General features: G+C 44.8%; 16 protein-coding genes and 1 pseudogene. 11 read left to right on the plus strand and 6 right to left on the minus strand.

Annotated elements, in window-relative coordinates; translation table 11 throughout:
- Positions 1-120 precede the first annotated feature (120 nt).
- Positions 121-1,521, plus strand: coding sequence for a glucuronate isomerase (gene uxaC, locus QFZ77_RS13340; RefSeq protein ID WP_307440192.1), 1,401 nt, complete (start codon positions 121-123; stop codon positions 1,519-1,521).
- Positions 1,522-2,505: 984 nt separating this feature from the next.
- Here uxaC and QFZ77_RS13345 read toward each other — a convergent pair.
- Positions 2,506-3,093 (minus strand): helix-turn-helix transcriptional regulator, encoded by a 588-nt coding sequence (locus QFZ77_RS13345; protein WP_373462740.1) that lies wholly within the window; start codon positions 3,091-3,093, stop codon positions 2,506-2,508.
- Positions 2,981-3,454: an AraC family ligand binding domain-containing protein gene (locus tag QFZ77_RS37790; protein ID WP_373462596.1), complete on the minus strand. Its 474-nt coding sequence runs from the start codon at positions 3,452-3,454 to the stop codon at positions 2,981-2,983. The genes QFZ77_RS13345 and QFZ77_RS37790 overlap by 113 nt, the downstream gene beginning before the upstream one ends.
- A 44-nt stretch (positions 3,455-3,498) precedes the next feature.
- On the opposite strand from QFZ77_RS37790, the pseudogene QFZ77_RS13350 reads away from it, so the two are divergent.
- Both QFZ77_RS13350 and QFZ77_RS13355 read left to right on the plus strand, forming a co-directional pair.
- A pseudogene (locus tag QFZ77_RS13350) lies at positions 3,499-4,783 on the plus strand (Gfo/Idh/MocA family protein).
- A gap of 23 nt (positions 4,784-4,806) precedes the next feature.
- Positions 4,807-5,832: a dienelactone hydrolase family protein gene (locus tag QFZ77_RS13355; protein ID WP_307440195.1), complete on the plus strand. Its 1,026-nt coding sequence runs from the start codon at positions 4,807-4,809 to the stop codon at positions 5,830-5,832.
- A gap of 64 nt (positions 5,833-5,896) precedes the next feature.
- Here the strand turns inward: QFZ77_RS13355 and QFZ77_RS13360 are convergent, their stop codons facing one another.
- A complete protein-coding gene (locus QFZ77_RS13360) occupies positions 5,897-6,325 on the minus strand; it encodes a methylglyoxal synthase (RefSeq protein WP_307440197.1) in 429 nt (142 codons plus the stop codon).
- A gap of 253 nt (positions 6,326-6,578) precedes the next feature.
- Between QFZ77_RS13360 and QFZ77_RS13365 the strand changes: the two genes are divergently transcribed.
- Positions 6,579-7,196 (plus strand): SLOG family protein, encoded by a 618-nt coding sequence (locus QFZ77_RS13365; protein WP_307440199.1) that lies wholly within the window; start codon positions 6,579-6,581, stop codon positions 7,194-7,196.
- Between the two features lie 219 nt (positions 7,197-7,415).
- Entirely contained in the window at positions 7,416-8,618 is a 1,203-nt protein-coding gene (locus QFZ77_RS13370) for an MFS transporter (protein WP_307440201.1), read from the plus strand.
- A gap of 8 nt (positions 8,619-8,626) precedes the next feature.
- On the opposite strand, the gene QFZ77_RS13375 is transcribed toward QFZ77_RS13370, so the two are convergent.
- The 3 genes from QFZ77_RS13375 to QFZ77_RS13385 are packed head-to-tail and all read right to left on the minus strand — an operon-like array spanning position 8,627 to position 12,025.
- On the minus strand, positions 8,627-9,706 hold the full coding sequence (locus tag QFZ77_RS13375) for a mannose-1-phosphate guanylyltransferase (protein WP_029196696.1): 1,080 nt from the start codon (positions 9,704-9,706) through the stop codon (positions 8,627-8,629).
- Entirely contained in the window at positions 9,699-10,805 is a 1,107-nt protein-coding gene (locus QFZ77_RS13380) for a glycosyltransferase (protein ID WP_307440206.1), read from the minus strand. The genes QFZ77_RS13375 and QFZ77_RS13380 overlap by 8 nt, the downstream gene beginning before the upstream one ends.
- Positions 10,805-12,025 (minus strand): glycosyltransferase family 4 protein, encoded by a 1,221-nt coding sequence (locus tag QFZ77_RS13385; RefSeq protein ID WP_307440209.1) that lies wholly within the window; start codon positions 12,023-12,025, stop codon positions 10,805-10,807. The genes QFZ77_RS13380 and QFZ77_RS13385 overlap by 1 nt, the downstream gene beginning before the upstream one ends.
- A gap of 207 nt (positions 12,026-12,232) precedes the next feature.
- Between QFZ77_RS13385 and QFZ77_RS13390 the strand changes: the two genes are divergently transcribed.
- From QFZ77_RS13390 to rhaB, 6 genes are all read left to right on the plus strand, one after another.
- On the plus strand, positions 12,233-12,532 hold the full coding sequence (locus tag QFZ77_RS13390; RefSeq protein WP_307440211.1) for a helix-turn-helix domain-containing protein: 300 nt from the start codon (positions 12,233-12,235) through the stop codon (positions 12,530-12,532).
- The gene (locus QFZ77_RS13395) at positions 12,498-13,439 is read left to right on the plus strand and encodes a DUF1861 family protein (protein ID WP_307440213.1); all 942 of its coding nucleotides are present in this window, start codon (positions 12,498-12,500) and stop codon (positions 13,437-13,439) included. The genes QFZ77_RS13390 and QFZ77_RS13395 overlap by 35 nt, the downstream gene beginning before the upstream one ends.
- A 96-nt stretch (positions 13,440-13,535) precedes the next feature.
- The gene (locus QFZ77_RS13400) at positions 13,536-14,105 is read left to right on the plus strand and encodes a 50S ribosomal protein L25 (RefSeq protein WP_307440215.1); all 570 of its coding nucleotides are present in this window, start codon (positions 13,536-13,538) and stop codon (positions 14,103-14,105) included.
- Positions 14,106-14,812: 707 nt separating this feature from the next.
- The gene (locus QFZ77_RS13405; protein WP_307440218.1) at positions 14,813-16,882 is read left to right on the plus strand and encodes a bifunctional aldolase/short-chain dehydrogenase; all 2,070 of its coding nucleotides are present in this window, start codon (positions 14,813-14,815) and stop codon (positions 16,880-16,882) included.
- 32 nt (positions 16,883-16,914) lie between these two features.
- Positions 16,915-18,135: an L-rhamnose isomerase gene (rhaI, locus tag QFZ77_RS13410; RefSeq protein ID WP_307440219.1), complete on the plus strand. Its 1,221-nt coding sequence runs from the start codon at positions 16,915-16,917 to the stop codon at positions 18,133-18,135.
- On the plus strand, positions 18,129-19,631 hold the full coding sequence (gene rhaB / locus QFZ77_RS13415) for a rhamnulokinase (RefSeq protein WP_307449481.1): 1,503 nt from the start codon (positions 18,129-18,131) through the stop codon (positions 19,629-19,631). Before rhaI ends, rhaB begins: the two co-directional genes overlap by 7 nt.

Genomic DNA, 19,631 nt, shown 5'->3' on the forward strand with positions numbered 1-19,631 from the left:
GATGAGGTCAATATATGCATATTTTACAAAATGAAAGCAAAAAATCACAAGATTTTCGGGTCACCTTTCGCTAGAATAGAGGGCAGATCATTCAGCTTGAGAAGGGTGGAATTTAGCTTTATGAAAACATTTTTAGATGAGAATTTTATGCTTACCAACGATACCGCGGTTCATCTATTCCACGAATTTGCCAAAGATCTGCCGATTATTGATTATCACTGCCATCTGAGTCCTAAGGAAATTTATGAAAATAAACAATTCAATAACATAACGGAAGCTTGGCTGTACGGCGACCATTATAAGTGGAGAATGATGCGTGCCAACGGTGTGGAGGAAGCGAAAGTCACTGGTGAAGCTAGCGATTACGATCGTTTCTTGGCATGGGCTGGAACGGTTCCTATGGCTATAGGCAACCCGCTGTACCACTGGTCTCATATGGAGCTTCGAACATATTTCGGTGTTCATGACATTATTAACGAACAGAACGCGCCTGCCATCTGGGAAAAAGCGAATGTTAAGCTGGCAGAGGGCGGTTCACGCGCCAGAGATCTCATTACGAATTCCAAAGTAACCGTCATTTGCACGACGGACGATCCGGTGGATTCATTAGAGTATCATATTAAAATTAAAGAGATTAAAGATTTTAACACACAAGTCTTACCTTCTTACCGTCCTGACAAAGCACTTGAAATTAATCGCGCGACTTTCCTACCATGGATCGGTCAATTGGAGCAATCCTCTGGCATCACGATCAGCTCCTACGATAACCTGCTGGCAGGATTGGAGAGCAGAGCGCAGTTTTTTGATTCAGTTGGTTGTAAAGTTTCTGACCACGCCTTGGATTATGTGCCGTATGCGGCTGCAACCAAAGAAGAAGTGGATCAGATTTTTAAAACGGCTCTGGCTGGTAACGCGGTTAGTTTAGAAGACGAGAAGAAGTATAAAGCGTACACATTGCTGTTTTTAGGGGGCGTGTACAAGAAGCTGGATTGGGCAATGCAGTATCACATCAATGCTTCCCGCAACAATAACGGACGAGCTTTCGCGAAGCTGGGCCCGGACACCGGATTCGATTCTGTTAATGATAGCCCGGTAGCGAGCGCCTTAACAGGTTTGTTATCTTCTCTTGCTGTTGCTGATTCGCTGCCTAGAACGATTCTGTACTCCTTGAATGCACGCGACAATGAAATTCTCGCTTCCCTTATGGGCAGCTTCCAAGGCGATGGTATTCCCGGCAAAATTCAATTAGGATCCGCTTGGTGGTTCAACGATACCAAAGATGGTATGGTTTCACAGATGAAATCGCTAGCGAATTTTGGACTGCTTGGCCGATTCGTAGGTATGTTGACTGATTCCAGAAGCTTCTTGTCCTACACAAGACATGATTACTTCCGCAGAATCCTCTGTAATATGTTAGGCGAATGGGTCGAAGCGGGAGAATTCCCGAACGACGAACAGCTGCTGAAACAGCTGGTTCAAGGGATATCCTATAATAATGCTAAGCAATATTTCGGCTTTTAAAATAGAAACCTTCGTGCGGGTTATTACCTGCGCGAAGGTTTTTTTTGTTGTGTAAGAATTTATATGTTTGGGTTTGGGGTATGCAAAGCTTACCCTTATTTGTTCGGGCGCTCCAGATTAAGATCGTTTTTCGCGCTTAATAGTTCGGGCGCTCCTGGATAAGCGCGGTTTCCGCGTTTATTCAGAGCGGACGCGCAGGATGGTCTGCTGAGAAGTGGATTTTCAGCTTCTCAGACTCTGTCGGCTCGGCGAGCTCTCACTGAAAGCGCGTTTTTCGCGCTTAATAGTTCGGGCGCTCCTGGATAAGCGCGTTTTTCGCGCTTATTCAGAGCGGACGCGCAGGATGGTCTGCTGAGAAGTGGATTTTCAGCTTCTCAGACTCTGTCGGCTCGGCGAGCTCCCACTGAAAGCGCGTTTTTCGCGCTTAATAGCTCGGGCGCTCCTGGATAAGCGCGTTTTCTGTGCTTATTCAGAGCGGACGCGCAGGATGGTCTGCTGAGAAGTCGATTTTCAACTTCTCAGACTCTGTCGGCTCGGCGAGCTCTCACTGAAAGATCGTTTTTCGCGCTTAATAGTTCGGGCGCTCCTGGATAAGCGCGGTTTCCGCGTTTATTCAGAGCGGACGCGCAGGATGGTCTGCTGAGAAGTGGATTTTCAGCTTCTCAGAATCTGTCGGCTCGGCGAGCTCTCACTGAAAGCGCGTTTTTCGCGCTTAATAGTTCGGGCGCTCCTGAATAAGCGCGTTTTTCGCGCTTATTTGTTGTGGGGGAAACCATGTTGGCTGCAGAGAGGTATATAGCTGGGCGTGAGATAGGCTCGAAAATCGAGCCTAAAGTAGGCGACAACCACGGGGGAGTTGGAATCTTCAGGCTGAGAAGACGATTTCCGAGCTTACGATAGTGGTGAGTAGTGGGCGTAGGTGTGTAAGCTCGGAAACCGAGCTTACGGCAGCGGCGAGTAGTGGGTGTAGGCATCTCAGCCCTTTTACACGCTATGGCGCATCAATTTGCGGCATTCCAGCGGCGTCTGTGAGGTCACTTGTTTGAATACGCGGCCGAAGTGAGCGACACTATCGAAGCCGGATTGCTCGGTAATATGGATGACTTTCAACTTCGTTTCCCGCAGCAGCCGCTGAGCCTCGCGAATTCGAACGTTGTTCAAGTATTCGATGAACGAAAAGCCGGTCGTTTCTTTGAAAGAACGGCAAAAGTAGCTTGGACTGATATAAAAGGTTTCGGAGATCGAAGCTAACGTCAAACGGTTTCTATACTGTTCGTTGATATAAGCGACGATCTCGAATATTTTGGGATTGTGTGCTTGCGGGTGTTCCTGAGCGGAGCTTAACTTATCTGTGAGACGTGAGCAGAGAATAAGTAATTGCGTGAGCAGGGCTTTGCTGTTTAGCTGCCAGCCGTCTAGAGTCTGCTGCTGCTCGCGCAATAAACTGAATAGAAGGTTCTCAACTAGAGTGCGATTCGTACCTGTTAGGGAAAAAGATATGCTGTTTTTGTTGAAAAGGAACGAGTAAATGTGTCGATGCGTCCTCATCAATAGAGCGTATCCAACTATCATCAAAGCTGAGTAGAATCCGCTCATGATGGTGGACATCCGCATTTCGTGTTTTATGAAGCTCATTTTTATCGATAAAAACGAGGTCGCCCTCTTGAATCAGGTAAGAGCGGTCCTGTATGAAATAGTAGCGTTTCCCGCTGAGTAAATAATAAATTTCATAGTGATCATGGAAATGATTCACTGTCATGGAGTAGGGGTGATCTCTGCGCAGTCTTTCAATTTCGTAGAGTACCAAAGTGGACACCTCTTCGTTCGGTCTTTTATGTCTTATTATATAGCAAAATATGCAAGGAATAAAAGCTATTAGGCAATATTTGATTAGAAACACAACAAATATTGTATTAATCTTGAGATAGGACATTCGAACATGAAGACATATCCAAACTCGAGAGGGGTTCACTTTTTATGAAAAAGCGTTATGCACTAGTCGGTACCGGAGGAAGAGCGGAATTTTTCTATGGCGCCATTGTGAAGGATTTTCAAGAAACGTCAGAGCTAGTTGCGATTTGCGATATAAATCAAACGAGAATGAATTTTACAAATGGCTTACTCGTCAATAAATATGAATATAACGCTGTTCCCACGTATAAAGCGGATCAGTTCGAGGAAATGATTCGCAAAGAAAAGCCTGATTATGTCATTGTTACCTCCGTTGATCGCACGCATCATACCTATATAATTAAAGCGATGGAGCTTGGCTGCGATGTCATTTCGGAAAAGCCGATGACTGTGGATGAAGAGAAATGTCAAGAAATTCTCGATACCATTAAACGCACAGGGCGGCAGCTTCGTGTGACATTCAATTACCGTTACGCTCCGCACAATACGAAAATTCGTGAGTTAATCATGGATGGCACGATAGGTGATGTTCATTCTGTTCATTTCGAGTGGCTGCTGAATACTGAGCATGGGGCAGACTAATTTCCGCAGATGGCATCGCGATAAACGTAATGGCGGAGGCTTACTTGTACACAAATCAACACATCATTTTGATCTCGTGAACTTCTGGTTAGGGACGCGTCCGGAGACGGTATTTGCGATGGGCGGCTTGATGTTCTATGGTAGAGAAAATGCCGAAAAGCGCGGCGTGACCAACTTTTATCAGCGTGCGACTGGGAATGAAAACGCGAAGGGTGATCCTTTTGCTCTTCATTTAGATAAAAATAAAAACCTCAAAGGTCTATATTTAGATGCGGAACACGAAGATGGCTACCAACGCGATCAGAGTGTTTTCGGCGATGGAATTAGTATTGAAGATACAATGGGAGTTATGGTCCGATATAAAAACAAAGCCATTCTCACCTACTCGCTTAATGCTTATATGCCTTGGGAAGGCTTTAGTGTACAAATCAATGGCAGCAAGGGTCGAATTGAAATGAAAGTTGTTGAGAAATCATACGTAAATTCCGGTGGTCTTAAAGAGGATGAAGGTGCATTGAAGGAAAAGACGATCAGGGTATTTCCGATGTTCGCGGCTCCTTACAAAGTAGAAATTGAAGAAGGTGTCGGCGGTCATGGCGGCGGCGATCCTGTTCTCTTGAAAGACATTTTTGATAAGCCATCCGATGATCGCTTCGAGCGAGCTGCTTCTCATGTTGATGGGGCGATGTCGATTTTGACCGGTATTGCCGGGAATATTTCCCTGCGTACGGGGCAACCGGTTGCGGTGGATAAGCTTGTTACTTTTTAAAAGGTAGACGGAGGTGGGGATGCTTGTGGAATCCAGATTCAATCATGGAAAATCTCTATCAATCCTACGAAAATAAACGTCTGCAGCAAAAGCGAGACGAGAATGTCGAACAGACGAAGATTAGGTTGAAGCGGCACCTGGTCAAGTCTCTAGATATAGCTTTGGAAGAACAAGATGAGCTTCGTCCTGTTCTCCTGGAGCGCACTGAGCTCGAAGATCATTTTCGGGAGCGTATCGAATTCGGTACGGTCTGGGGATTTCGAGTTCCAGCCTTTGTGCTTTTGCCTAAAGGCTTGACTGAACGAAGAGCAGCGGTGCTGGCTCTGCACGGACATGGTTACGGTAGCCGGCAGATTGTTGGACTCCATCCCGATGGGACTGAAAACACAGGTAAGCCGGATCTTCATGGCAATTATGCCTTGGAATTAGTAAAGCGCGGCTTCATAGTGGTCGTACCTGAGATCATCGGATTCGGTGATCGAAGACTGGCTGCGGATCAGAAGGATGGCCAAGTCGGAAATTCTTCCTGTCAAACACTTGCTTCACATCTGCTTTTATATGGCATCTCATTGGCAGGATTGCGCGTGCAAGAGGCGCGGCGGGCACTCGATTATGTGTTGTCACGCGAGGATGTGGATCCAGCAAGAGTGGGATGCTTCGGTTTCTCGGGTGGCGGACTTGTCGCCGCATATACCGCAGCGATAGATGAACGAATCAAAGCCACGGTACTGTGTGCCTTTGTGAATACATTCAAAGGAAGCATTATGCAGATCCGTCATTGCATCGACAATTACTTGCCAAGTGTTTTGGAATATTCGGAGCTCCCCGAATTACTCGGGTTACTTGTTCCTCGTCCACTGTTCATTGAATCAGGCCAGCAGGATCCTATTTTTCCGATAAAAACAGTGGAAACGGCGATTCGGTATTTGCGGCAGGTGTACGCTGAAGCAGGGGCGGGTGAAATGCTGGGGGTTCATCTCTTTGAAGGTGTTCATGAAGTGAATGGGAGTCAGGCGTACCCTTGGCTGGTTGAGGCTTTAGAATCTTAATGGTATAGAAAAAGAAGAGCTGCGGCTCTTCTTTTTGCTGATCTTGTCTAACATCCGCGATCATTTATTCCGTCCCGTTCATTCTCAATGTATCATATTTACGGATCTCTTCACGCCAAGCGAGAAATCCGCTCTCCATGGCCTTAATCAACATTTCAGCAGTCGCTACGTTTGTAGCGAGTGGAATTTTCTGAACATCACATAGGCGAAGCAATGCCGTAATATCGGGTTCATGCCCTAACGCTGTTATCGGATCGCGAAAGAATATTAGCATATCAATGTCGTCCATGGCAATCATAGCACCGATTTGTTGGTCCCCGCCGAACGGGCCTGAGCGCAATCGGATCACCTCGAGTTTAGCTTCCTCACTTATCCTTCTTCCTGTTGTCCCTGTTGCAAAAAGCCGATGCTTCTGAAAAATATGCCTATAAGCAATAACAAAGTCTACAATTAAGTTTTTATGGACATCATGAGCGACCAATGCGATATTCATTAACTCTCCACCCTCCATCTTATGTTATATTATCTAACGTATGTTTCTCTGTTGAATACAGTGTAGTTCATTATTCCTACAAATTCAATCATTATTTTGGGGTTTTTGATCAAAGTCCACATTTTAATGTTACATATACGGACATATAAGTGACATTAAATGATTCAAATTTGCATTTTATAACCGCTTTCTTTATATCGAGGCATATCTATGTTAACCTGATAGATAGAGTTAACAAGGTGGTGTACCTCTTTTGAAACGAGTCTTAATAACGGGTTATAAAGCATCAGAGCTGGGCATTTTTTCATTAAAGCACCCAGGCATTCCGATTATCAAAAAAGCGATCAAAAAGAGACTTATCGCACTTATGGATGAAGGTTTAGAATGGGTCGTTGTGAGTGGACAATGGGGGGTCGAATTGTGGGCGGCTGAGGCTGTGCTTGACCTTAGAGGAGGCGCCTACCCAGAGCTGAAATTAGCTGTCGTTACCCCTTTTCTTGAGCAAGAAGAAAAATGGAGCGATGATAAGAAAAATAGCTATAATAGCGTCATGGAACGTGCAAATTACGTGAACAGCGTGACAAAAACCAAATATGAAGGACCTTGGCAGTTCAAGGAACGAGACAAGTTTCTGCTCCGTAATTCGGACGGCATCATTCTTGTTTATGATGAAGATACAGAGGGATCACCCAAGTTTATGAAACAGCAGGCAGCGCAGATTGCTGCGAATCATGCCTACCCGATTATCACGATTAATGCCTATGATTTGCAAAATATCGCCGAAGATGAACAGGGTGACCAGTCGGGAGATCTGGCTGGAGACTTCGATTTCGCCGACGCTAGTAACCATACGGATTTTGAAGAAATATAAACAATAAATAGCCGTCTCAAAAGGTTATAGACCTTGGGAGACGGCTATTTATTGATAATGGTGTATAGCTTACTTTTTAAAAGAAGTCTTTGACTCACGGCATCTCATGATGTAATTTCTAATCTTCAAGCAATATGATAAAATATACATATCATAGCACGGTTGTCGGGAGAACTTTGTATTTGGTCGTTCAGTCATCAAGCATCAGGGGGTAAACACATGGCATTTTCCTGGAAACGTAATCTCATCACTTTATGGATCGGTGTATTTTTCTGCGGCATGGCGTATACGATTTCTATTCCTTTCTTACCTATCTTTCTGCACACGGAGCTCGGCATTGATAAAGGACTGGAAGCATGGTCAGGTATTACGTTTGGCATCACCTTTTTGGCTAGCGCTTTAATCGCGCCTTTTTGGGGCTCTTTGGCGGACAAGTATGGCCGCAAACCGATGCTTATTCGCTCAGGCTTCAGCCTAAGCGTTCTTTATTTTGCGACCTTTTTCGTCCATGATCCTTACTTATTTCTTGTTGTTCGGATTCTTCAGGGGCTGCTTGCCGGTTTTGTTCCTGCTTCCATTGCCTTAGTGGCCACGAACACGCCTGAAAAAGAAGTGGGTTATGCGTTGGGGGTTATGTCAACGGCAGGAGCCGCCGGAAGTGTCATCGGTCCTCTGGTAGGCGGATTCGTCAGCCACTGGGTGGGAAATCGAGAATCGTTCCTAGTCTCGGGGTGTGTCGTCTTAGTCGCAGCCTTTATCGGGCTGTTTGGGGCTAAGGAAACGAACTTTAATCGCTCGGCTGCGAGGTCGGGTGTTCTGGATGATTTGAAGTCGGCTGCTCATAATCGGCCTTTCATGATGATTCTAGGTGTCACCATGTTGGTAGCAACTTCGGTCATGATTGTAGAGCCGCTGCTTACCATCTATGTGCTGCAAATGGGCGGCAGCCAAAGCTCAGCTTCGCTGAGTTCAGGCATTATTTTCTCTGCGGTGGGCATCGCAACCGTCATTGCAGCACCGAGATGGGGGAAACTCGGCCAGAAAATCACCTACTCGAAAACACTGTTCATCGGCCTAATTGGCGGAGGAATAGGGAATCTGCTTCAATTGGGTACTCACCACCTGCTGGCCTTTGGCATTTTGAGGTTCAGCTATGGGCTGTTTTTTGCTGCCGTCTACCCGGCGTTAAACGCGCTCATCGTGAAATTTACGGATTCCAGCTTTAGAGGCCGAGCGTTTAGCTTAAATCAATCCGCTACGCAGCTTGGAACCATGAGTGGTCCGATTATCGGTGGCTTTTTGGGCGGCTGGATCGGTATTCCGCTCGTTTTTGTCATCAACGGCTTGGCGCTTATTTGTGTGGCCTTCTTCTTCAAATATCGCGGTCCCAAAGTGGCGGCTGTTTCATCATCACCGGAGTAAGGGCAGACCTAAATATACTCAGTCATTCCTTTTTCCTTCAACAGGTCGACAATATCTTTAACAGATTGTGCTTTGTCTTTTGGACATATCAAAAGTGCATCCCCAGTATCCGCAATAATGAAGCCGTCTACGCCAATTGTTGTGATTAGTCTGCCATTTCCGTAGATGATCGAATTTCGTGTATCTATGCCCATATGATTTGCTTTAATAATGTTTCCCGATGGATCCGGAGGGAAGATCGCGCCGAGCGCATCCCAGCTGCCGATATCATTCCAGCCAAATTGACCAGACAGAACAACGACTTCATCGGAGCGCTCAAGGATCCCGTAATCAATCGAAATGTTTTGAAGCGTCGGATAGATGTTATTAATGATTTCCTCTGCCTGATCCGTGCCCAGATAATCGCTGATTGGAAGCATTGTCTTATACAGCCGAGGCAGGTAACGCTTGAAATTATCAATAATGACGGATGTTTTCCAAATGAATATGCCGCTATTCCATAAATAATTACCTGATGACAGATAGCCTTGCGCTTTCTGAAAGTTAGGTTTTTCTACAAATTCAGCTACTTCGTATACGGCAACAGGATTTGAAGAAATGGGTTCCTTGTCAAAGGCGATATAACCGTACCCGGTCGATGGAAATGTCGGTTTAATACCGATGGTAACGATTTTGTCCGTCTTCATCGCGACCGTACAGGCTTCGTCTAACGTAAGCCGAAATTGTTCTTCATCGGTTATATAATGATCGGAAGGCAATACAACCATTAAGGAATCACCGTGTGATTTTTCTATAGATAACGCCGCGAAAAGGATGCTTGCAGCCGTGTTTCTGGCAACGGGCTCGATCAAAATGTTGCTTTTCGATACACTGCTGTGCATGATGCTCTCCAGCAGAACCGCTTGAGAACGATTCGTAACAATAACGGTATTTTCTTGTGGGATAATGCCTTTGAATCGTTCGATCGTATCGTTTAGCATAATATCATTTCCGCTAATATTTAGAAGCTGCTTTGGAATCTCTTGTCTAGACAATGGCCAGAAGCGGGTTCCGCCCCCGCCTGCAAGAATGGTAGCAAATTTATTCATGATGCATCACCAAATGGGCAATGGAGAAGGAAATGATACTCTCAGAGCCTTGATTAAGGTTCAGCCCTGTGGCATGGATGCCATCATAACAAGCACCTGTTTGAGGATCAATGAGAGAGATTTGTAATGAATTATGGCCTAAATACCATTCATAGCATAAGGCTGCTATCTTCAGATAAGCTGGGTCTTGGAGAACGATCGCGGCTTCTTTGCATGCAAGAAGCATTTCACAGGCTTCAATCGGCTGTTCGTCGTAAAGAGCGGCCTTTTCGTCTCGCAACTGCCAGCCATGGCTGCCAATCGGCTTATAATATCCTTCTTTAGCAAAGGTTTTGGATACTAGAAAATCCAAGCTTTCCTTAGCGGTTTCCTTCAAACCAATGTTATCTGAAATATTTGTTGCTTTTAAAAGTGCCCATGGCAGCATGGAGTTTCCGTAAGTAAGGCTGTCTTCAAACCAATTCCAACCGTTTCCCTTATTGCGAGCATATTGATTGTGCAGTCGGACCGCTATTTTTTCGATCAGATTGATGATGAATGCTCTTGGTAGAAAAGCCTTTTCTTCTGTGGTGCTTGGCGTATGGAGATAGGGGAAGGAGTAAGTTAAAGCATTAGGGGTTTCTATTAAATAACTTAGACCGATTATCGCATAGGCTGCAGCACGAGGAGAACCTAGTTTATCGATATGCGGTAATGCCTGATTGATTAAATAACGACAGGTATTAAGTACATTATCGGGCAGCAAGGAGGAATGAGCGAGAGCGAATCCTAATGCCCATAGTGTGCGTCCTTGACAATCCTCAGAGCCGCTATCCTCTATGAATGAACGGTTATAATCCATAAAGTTTCTAAAATTACCATCTTCATTCTGTGCGTGGTGAATGAAGGAAACATAAGTGTGAATGAGATCTAACGTGCTGGAATCTTTTTGGCTGCTGTACAATAAAACGGCTGCGATTAATGCCCGTGCGTTATCATCCGTCGTATAACCTTTCGAACGGTCGGGTACTCCAAACTTGGTATGTTGAAAAATGCCTGTATCGTCTGTTATCCTGCGCATATAATCGGACTTAAACTGCAGTATCGTTTGTACTTGCATTAAATCACTCCTAAGTGTTTTACTTTAGCAAAACTGGCATCGTAAGCCTTTACTTTTGTTGACTCTGAATCTAGTATTTTTTCTTGGAAGACGGCGGCATAGGTTTTGGCAATTTCGTTCCACAGCATGGTTCTTCCGAGTTCGAGTGTACGATGTTCCATCTCTGTTATTTTAGTAGGGTCGTTTAGTAATTGAAGGATGCAAGCTTCCAAGGAGGCTGAATCGCGGAAGTTCGCCAGTAAGCCTCGGCCCTCTGCTAGCATTTCCTCGGCATAGCGGTAAGGTGTGGAAACAATAACCCTTCCATAACCGACTCCATATGCCAAAGTTCCGCTAACAGCCTGATCCTTGCCTAAATAAGGAGTCATATAAATGTCTGACATGACCAGAGATTGAATGACTTCATCCTGCGTCAAAAGCTTGTCGACGAAGCGAACGTTATGCGTTAAATCAAATTCTTCCACAAGACCCATCAGCTTTTGTCTGTATACCTCGCCTGTTTCTTGTTTAACGACCGGATGTGTTTTCCCCCAAATGATATAGAGAGAATCCGGGTGCTGTTTGACCACACCGCGCATAGCCTCAATGCTGTATTCAATTCCTTTGCCAGGACTTAAAAAGCCAAAAGTGGATAAAATTTTTCGATCTGCAAAGCCATATTGCTCTTTAAGCTCTGATCTTGATCCAGTTTGGACATGGGGTACGCCATGGTGAATGAAAGCGATTTTGGCGGCATCAACGCCGTAAATGGAGATCAAATCAGTTACAGTAGACTGCGCCATCGTGACAACTTTAACACTTAGCTCTGCAACTCGATTCATGATATGACGCTGCTTGGCAGAAGGTTTCGTTAACACGGTATGAAAAATGACGACATACGGAATCGTCAGTCTCTCGACGAATGGAATCAAGTATTCACCGCTTACTCCGCCGTAAATTCCGAATTCATGCTGGATAACGAGAAGATCAACGTCTGACGAGCTAAGATAATCGGCCGTTTCTGTATAATCTGATAGCTTATGTTGGTCAATTTCCCTCATCACTTGCTCTTGATAGTCGTAAGTTTCGTTGTTATTGATTGCAATGATACGAGGCTTGTTAAAGCCTTTGATGTGCTGGAGTTCATCTAATAAATCTTGTGTAAATGTAGCTATGCCGCATTCTCTCGGCAGGCTAGTGCCTAGAAAAACGATATTCCGATTGCTGCTTGTATACTTCATATAATAAGCCTCCATGTTGGTTCGCGATTTTTGGAACACAAAAAAAAGAATCTAAAGATAGGTCTTTAATTCTTTTGGGGGAAGGGGTATTTTATTTTCAGAAAATTCCAAATTATTTCCTGTTTTCACTATAACATGACCATTTTTTCTTGTCAATTCATTGACTCTCCACCGTATACCCTATATATTTATGAAGGAGGTGTATGTGTGTCAGTCATACGCAGTAAACTAAAAGAAGTCATGGAAAATCACGACCCCAAATTATCGATACGTAAGCTCGCTAAAGAGATTAACTACCACTTTGACTCCGTTCGGCGTATGTATAAGGATGAGATGGTACAGTATCCTAGGGATTTATTGCTGAAGCTTTGTCTGTATTTTAATGTCCAGCCTGGACAGCTCATTGGCATCGAAATGGATGAAGAAAGTGATTGGACGATAGATGCATCGATGGATTATCAGGAGGACGTAAATGACAAGGAAATCGATAACAACAGAAAGCTGTAAACAGCTTCTGGAAACCTTTTATGCAAACCCCAGAATTACAAAAGTGCAGAAACTAACTTTCTCTGGGGTTGGAAATCGTGATGTGTATAATATAACGGCCCCGTTTCAATACGACGGGGAGGAAGTCATCTTAGGAAGAGTTGAGGAACGGGATAGCGAGTTCTCTCAAGTCTTCTTTTTTACATGCAAGAATCAGGTTTGGAGTCCCCGTGTACATACACACACTTATAATTTACAGGATCCATGTATAACTATCATCAAGGGCGAATTAATTGTTGGCGGAGTTGAAGTCATCACTGCTGCCAATAATCCGAGCAAAATTGTGTCATGGGTCACTCAATTTTATCGCGGGTTTAAAATCGATTCATTATGTCACTTCTCATCTGGACCCGGTACGATGAAAGATATTCGTTTAATTGAGCTTAACGATGGTAGAGTAGGGGTTTTTACTAGACCGCAAGGAGCAAGAGGTGGAAGAGGGCAAATCGGATTTACAATCATTAACTCGCTGGAGGAGCTCAATGTGCAAACCTTCATCAATGCGGAAATTCTTAGAGAGCAATTTGTCTCCGAAGAATGGGGCGGTGCGAATGAAGCACATTTACTCAAGAATGGTCATGTAGGCGTTCTAGGACATATAGCCTGCTTTGATTCCGTAGGAAACAAGCATTATTATTCCATGGTCTTTTCGATAAACCCTGAGACCTGTGAGAAAACACCCATGAAAATTATTGCGGCAAGAAGTGATTTTCCAAGAGGCCCTGGCAAACGTCCTGATCTTGAAGATGTTATTTTTAGCGGTGGGCTTATACGGTCAGGCAATGGTCGAGCTATCCTTTCTGTTGGCGTTAGTGATGCAGAGGCTTATCAGATTGAGATTCCTGATCCATTTATGGAGTATGAATAGAACGAGTGGGTTATCATCAAAGTTTGACTAGATTTTATGGTCATGTTATAATCGGTTTGACAAGAATTTATGGTCAAAGAGAGCAGGAACAAACAAATGAGTAAATTTATTCAATTGAACAAGCGCACTGGTGAAACAAAGTCCCACATGAATCAAGCAAGAAAACAGGGACGCATCCCGGCTGTGTTGTATGGGATTGGTAAAGATACTTTATCATTAGAAGTAAATGAAAAAGAAATGCTGGATATTTTGAAAAAAAATCCACGAGCTATCCTGCAAGGCAATACATCCGATGAAAAAGTAATTCCGGTTATTGTTCAGAGTGTCCAAAGGGATGCTATGTCCGGCAATCTGCTGCATATCGACTTTCATCATGTGAACATGACTGAAATCATGGACAGCAAAGTTACCATCCAGTTTTCTGGAGAGGCAATCGGTGTGAAATCCGGTGGGGTTCTGCAGATCGAAATTTATCAAGTAGAAGTCCGTTGTATGCCTGGTGATTTGCCGACTTCCATGGAAGTGGATATCAGCGGTCTTGATACTGGCGACAAGCTTCTTGTTTCTGACCTGATTTTCAAGGATGGCATTGAAGTGTTGACGGATCCGAATACGGTTATGATTCAAATCAAAACCGTGCATGAGGAAGTCGAAGCAACAGCGTAAAAGACTCGATATATCATATATGTAAATCCCCTGCTAGCAGAATGTGTGAAGATTCATGATTCCATGAATTTAATCACGCTGCTAGTAGGGGATTTTTTTATTTTCTAGGGCGATAAGCGTACCGCGATAATTACGCGAGAACATCTTTAGCTGTAAAATGTGCACCTAATTTCGCACCAATGGCGCTTTTCAGCAAATTAGCTGCATTTCCTACATTTAAATGTGCCAGAAAGGTAGGATTTGAGCTTTTTGGCTGGATTTAACTGCACTTTTTGCAGCAAAATCCCCCAAAAGCCACTGAGGATGCATATGAACTGCACAAAATGCAGTTCATGTATCACGGGTGTCTTCCAGCACAATTGCGAGCAGCCAAAAACGCGGAGAGCAGCATTTTCTTCTGTTCTCATTATGTTTGTTTTATACCCGTTTCATTTTTGTTTCCACTTTCTTTTCTAATTATAACTGTGTTACATCACATTTGTGTATTAAATTCTTTGAAACAAAAATAAAAATAAGTATTCAAAAATAAACAAAGATATGTTACGATGGATCCATCAAGAACAAACACATACTCATGGGATGTAAAACGGAGACTTTGAGCTACACTCAAAGATCCCAAAGCGGAGAGACTTTGAGCTACACTCAAAGATCCCAAAGCGGAGAGACTTTGAGCTACACTCAAAGATCCCTATATTAGGAGGATACGTATGGTTGCGAATTTGTGGGAAGCGGAAAAAGCGAATGCAGTATCAAAAGGCGTAGAGGAACTGGTGTACCGTTCCAATTTATTAGGGACAGACCGTGCAGTTGCCAACTGGGGCGGCGGTAACACTTCGTACAAAACAATCGAGAAGGATTTCCGCGGTCGTGATGTAGAAGTGATGTGGGTAAAGGGCAGCGGTTCTGACCTTGCTACAATGAAAGCAAAGAATTTCACAGGTCTTCGCATGGAAGATATTCGTCCTTTGTTCGAGAGAGATGAAATGTCTGACGAAGAAATGGTTGCTTACCTTGTGAATTGTATGATCGACAGCAAACATCCGCGTGCGTCCATTGAGACGCTTTTACATGCATTTTTACCTTTCAAAAACGTTGACCACACGCATCCTGATGCGATTATCGGTCTCTGCTGTGCACACAACGGACGTGAGTTGGCCAAAGAAATTTACGGGGACCGTTTCGTGTGGGTACCTTATGTACGGCCTGGTTTTACACTTTCCAAAATGATCGCGGAAGGCGTTAGAAACAATCCAAAGGCTGAGCTTGTATTGATGGAGAAGCATGGTCTAGTTACTTGGGGCGAAACGTCAGAAGAGAGCTACCTCAAAACGTTGGCTATCATTCAAGAAGCAGAAAGCTTCATTGAAGCTCGTGTGAACGAGAGCAGCCTTTATGGCGGAGCAAAGTACGAGTCCCTCTCTGAGTCAGAGCAAAAAGATATTTTGGCACAAGTCCTGCCTATCGTTCGCGGAGCAGTGAGCAATGAGAAGAAAATGATCCTGACCACTGACAGCGCGGATGATGTTCTGAAGTTCGTTAACAGTAAAGATGCTGCTGTGCTATCCCAAGTAGGTGCTGCTTGCCCGGATCACTTGGTTCATACGAAAATGAAGCCTCTTTATATCGATTGGAATCCCAACTCCCGTGACGTGGCTTCCTTAATTGAAGCTTTAAACGCTGGAATCGCGGCTTACAAAGAAGAGTACAAGGCTTATTTTGACCGTAACAAAAATGAAGGCGACGTCATGAACGAAGCGGCACCTCGCGTTATCCTAATCCCTGGTATCGGGATGATCAACACTGGCAAAAGCTGGTCCAATGCACAAGTAAGCGGAGCGCTCTATCACCGTGCGATTGCCGTAATGAGAGGGGCAACGGCTCTCGGAACGTTCGTTTCCTTAAGCGAAAATGAATCCTTTAATGTCGAGTACTGGCCTCTTGAACTTTATAAATTAACTCTGGCTCCGGCTGAAGCGGAGTTTTCCCGCAAAATTGCTTTCATCACAGGCGGCGCAGGTGGAATCGGAAGCGTAACGGCTCGTCAATTTTTAAAAGAAGGTGCGCACGTCGTTCTAGCTGATCTGAACCTTGAAGGCGCACAAAAATTAGCAGACGAACTGAACGGGCAGTATGGCGAAAACAGAGCCATTGCCGTTAAAATGGATGTAACGAAAGAAGAGGAAGTGGAAGCCGCGTACCGAGATTCGATTCTTAGCTATGGCGGTATCGATATTATCGTGAATAACGCAGGTCTTGCGACTTCCAGTCCTTTTGACGAAACATCACTCAAAGAGTGGAACCTGAACATGAACGTGCTCAGCACAGGTTATTTCCTTGTAGCTAGAGAAGCTTTTAAAATTATGAAAAAGCAAAGCATCGGCGGCAGCATGGTATTCGTCGGCTCCAAGAACTCGGTATTCGCAGGTAAAAATGCCTCCGCCTACTCGACAGCCAAAGCGGCTGAAATTCACTTAGCACGCTGTATCGCTGCTGAGGGCGGGGAGTTCGGCATTCGTGTGAACTCGGTATTGCCAGATGCGATTCTTCAAGGCTCCGCGATTTGGAATTCCGGCTGGCGCAATGAACGGGCTGCAGCTTACGGTATTGAACCGGATCAACTGGAAGAGCACTACCGTAAAAGAACGACGCTGCTCGTAAACATTTTCCCGAAAGACGTCGCGGAAGCTATCGTATATTTCGCTTCTTCCAAAGCAGACAAAACGACAGGTTGTATGATCACAGTTGACGGCGGCGTTCCGGCTGCCTTCACTCGCTAATTACTTCCACATTCAAAAGGAGATATAATCCGATGAGCGATAAAGCATACGCCTTGTTCGAAGAGCTGCAAGCGAATAGAGGTATTGATCTAGCAGCTGTTAAAGCTAAGCTAAAAGCCCTTAAAGTAGAAACCCCTTCATGGGGCTACGGGGATTCAGGAACTCGCTTCAAAGTCTATAAGCAAAACGGTGTTCCGCGGAATCCCTTCGAGAAATTCGAAGATGCTGCACAAGTTCATAAACTGACGGGTGTTTGCCCGTCGGTTGCTATCCATATTCCTTGGGACAAAGTGGACGATTACGCAAAGCTGAAACAGCACGCAAGTGATCTCGGTGTTTCTATCGGAGCTGTTAACCCTAACCTTTTTCAAGAAGATGATTACATCTTTGGTAGTGTGACGAATTCAAACGAAGCTATTCGCCGCAAAGCGACGGATCATTTGCTAGAGTGTGTGGATATTGCTAAGACTGTAGGTTCTGATGTGTTGAGCCTATGGTTCGCAGACGGTTCCAACTACCCTGGTCAAGTCGATATTCGAGCTCGTAAAACATGGATGTATGAAGCGCTTAAAGAAATGTACGGAGCAATGACACCAAACATGCGTATGCTGATTGAATACAAGTTCTATGAGCCTGCGTTTTATCACACGGATCTAGCGGACTGGGGAATGGCATTTAATTTGGCGAACAAATTGGGGCCTCAAGCTGAAGTGCTAGTGGATACGGGTCATCACCCGCAAGGAACGAACATTGAACATATCGTGACTTACTTGTTAGATGAAAATAAATTAGGCGGCTTCCACTTCAACTCCCGCAAATATGGAGATGATGATCTGATCGTTGGCTCGGTTAATCCGTATGAGTTGTTCCTGATTTTCTACCAAATCATTGATGCAGCGAACGATAAAAATCCACAAATCCGTCAGGCTGCTGACAATATTGCCTATATGATCGATCAAAGTCACAATATCGAGCGTAAAATTCCAGCGATGCTGCGTTCCGTGCTAAACGTTCAAACACAGTATGCAAAAGCATTGCTGATCAACCTCGATGAAGTTAGAGACGCACAAGAACGTCAGGACGTTCTAGGTGCAGAAGACGCTGTGCGTAAGGCATTCGAATTCGACGTTACTCCGCTTCTGCAAGCTGTTCGTGAAGAGATCGGTGTACCCGTAGATCCGATGAAAGCTTACCTAGAAAGCGGCTACGACGAAAGCATTAATGCTCGTGGCAAAGGCGGTGCCAGCTGGTGAGTAAGCCCTCCTGCGTACTGGCCTTTGATTTGGGAGCAAGCAGCGGCAGAGCGATCGTCGGACGACTTGACTCCGAAGCGGGCCAAGTGACGATCGAGGAAATTCACCGCTTCTCGAATGATCCGGTGAAGGTGGGTAACCACCTTCATTGGGATATTTTGAGATTGTTCCATGAATTGAAACAAGGTATTTTACAGATGAAGCATCTGGGTTATACGGATATCGAAAGCCTGGCCATAGATTCATGGGCGGTGGATTTCGGGCTGCTCGCGGCAAATGGTGAGCTTCTCGGTAATCCCTACCACTATCGGGACCATCAAACGGACCATGTCATGGATAAGGTCATTGATCTTGTTGGCCGTGAAAAGCTGTATGCCAAAACAGGTCTTCAGTTCCTTCAATTTAATTCGATTTTTCAACTATATGCGTTAAAAGAAAGAAATCCAGAGCTTCTGCAGCGTGCAGAAACGTTCTTGATGATTCCTGACTTGCTCAGATACTTTTTAACCGGAGAAAAACACAGCGAGTACACCAATTCCACAACGACGCAGCTTTTTAATGCAACAACGCTGACGTGGGACACGGAGCTCATAGATCAGCTTGGCCTTCCTGGTGAACTATTACTGAAACCGGTTGCGTCAGGGACTAGAGTTGGCGCCTTAATCAAAGAGATTTGTGATGAACTTAATGTTCCTTCGATTCCTGTCATTGCCGTAGGCGAGCATGATACAGCATCTGCTGTTGTCGCGGTTCCCGCTTTAGAAGAAGATTTCGCTTTTTTAAGCTGCGGTACTTGGTCACTGCTCGGGACTGAGACGTTGGCGCCGGTGCTAAGTGAAGAGGCATTAGCTTGGAATTTCACCAATGAAGGCGGCGTTTATGGTACGAACCGATTGCTTAAAAACATCATGGGCTTATGGTTAATTCAGGAATGTAAGCGTACATGGGACAAAGAAGGCAAGAACATCAGCTTTGCTGAGTTAGTCAAGCTTGCCGAGCAAGTGAAGCCTTTCCAATGCTTCATCGATCCGGATGATGACATGTTCTTGAATCCTGAGCATATGCCGAAGCAAATTCAGCAATACTGCCGGGATACGGAACAGGTTGTACCGCAAACAGAAGGTGAAATTGTTCGTTGTATGTTGGAAAGCCTGGCTTTGAAGTATCGGTTTATTTTAGAAAGAACGGAACAGCTAACGGGGAAGAAATATCAAGGTCTTCACATTGTTGGTGGCGGCATCCAGAACGAGCTGCTTTGTCAATTCACGTCAAATGCTATACAGCGCGAGGTTTGGGCCGGTCCTGTTGAGGGTAGTGCCTTAGGTAACCTTGTAGTACAATGGATATCACTAGGGTATATCGCGAATTTGCGCGAAGCCAGAAAGCTGATTCGGAATTCGTTCCCGGTCAAAACTTATCTCCCTCAAGATGGAGCGGGTTGGCAGGAAGCGTATGCAACATTTTGTCAGGTGGCGTCCCGATCGACGGTGAAATGA

Origin of the sequence: Paenibacillus sp. V4I3, assembly GCF_030817215.1 — a bacterium.
GTDB lineage: Bacteria > Bacillota > Bacilli > Paenibacillales > NBRC-103111 > Paenibacillus_E.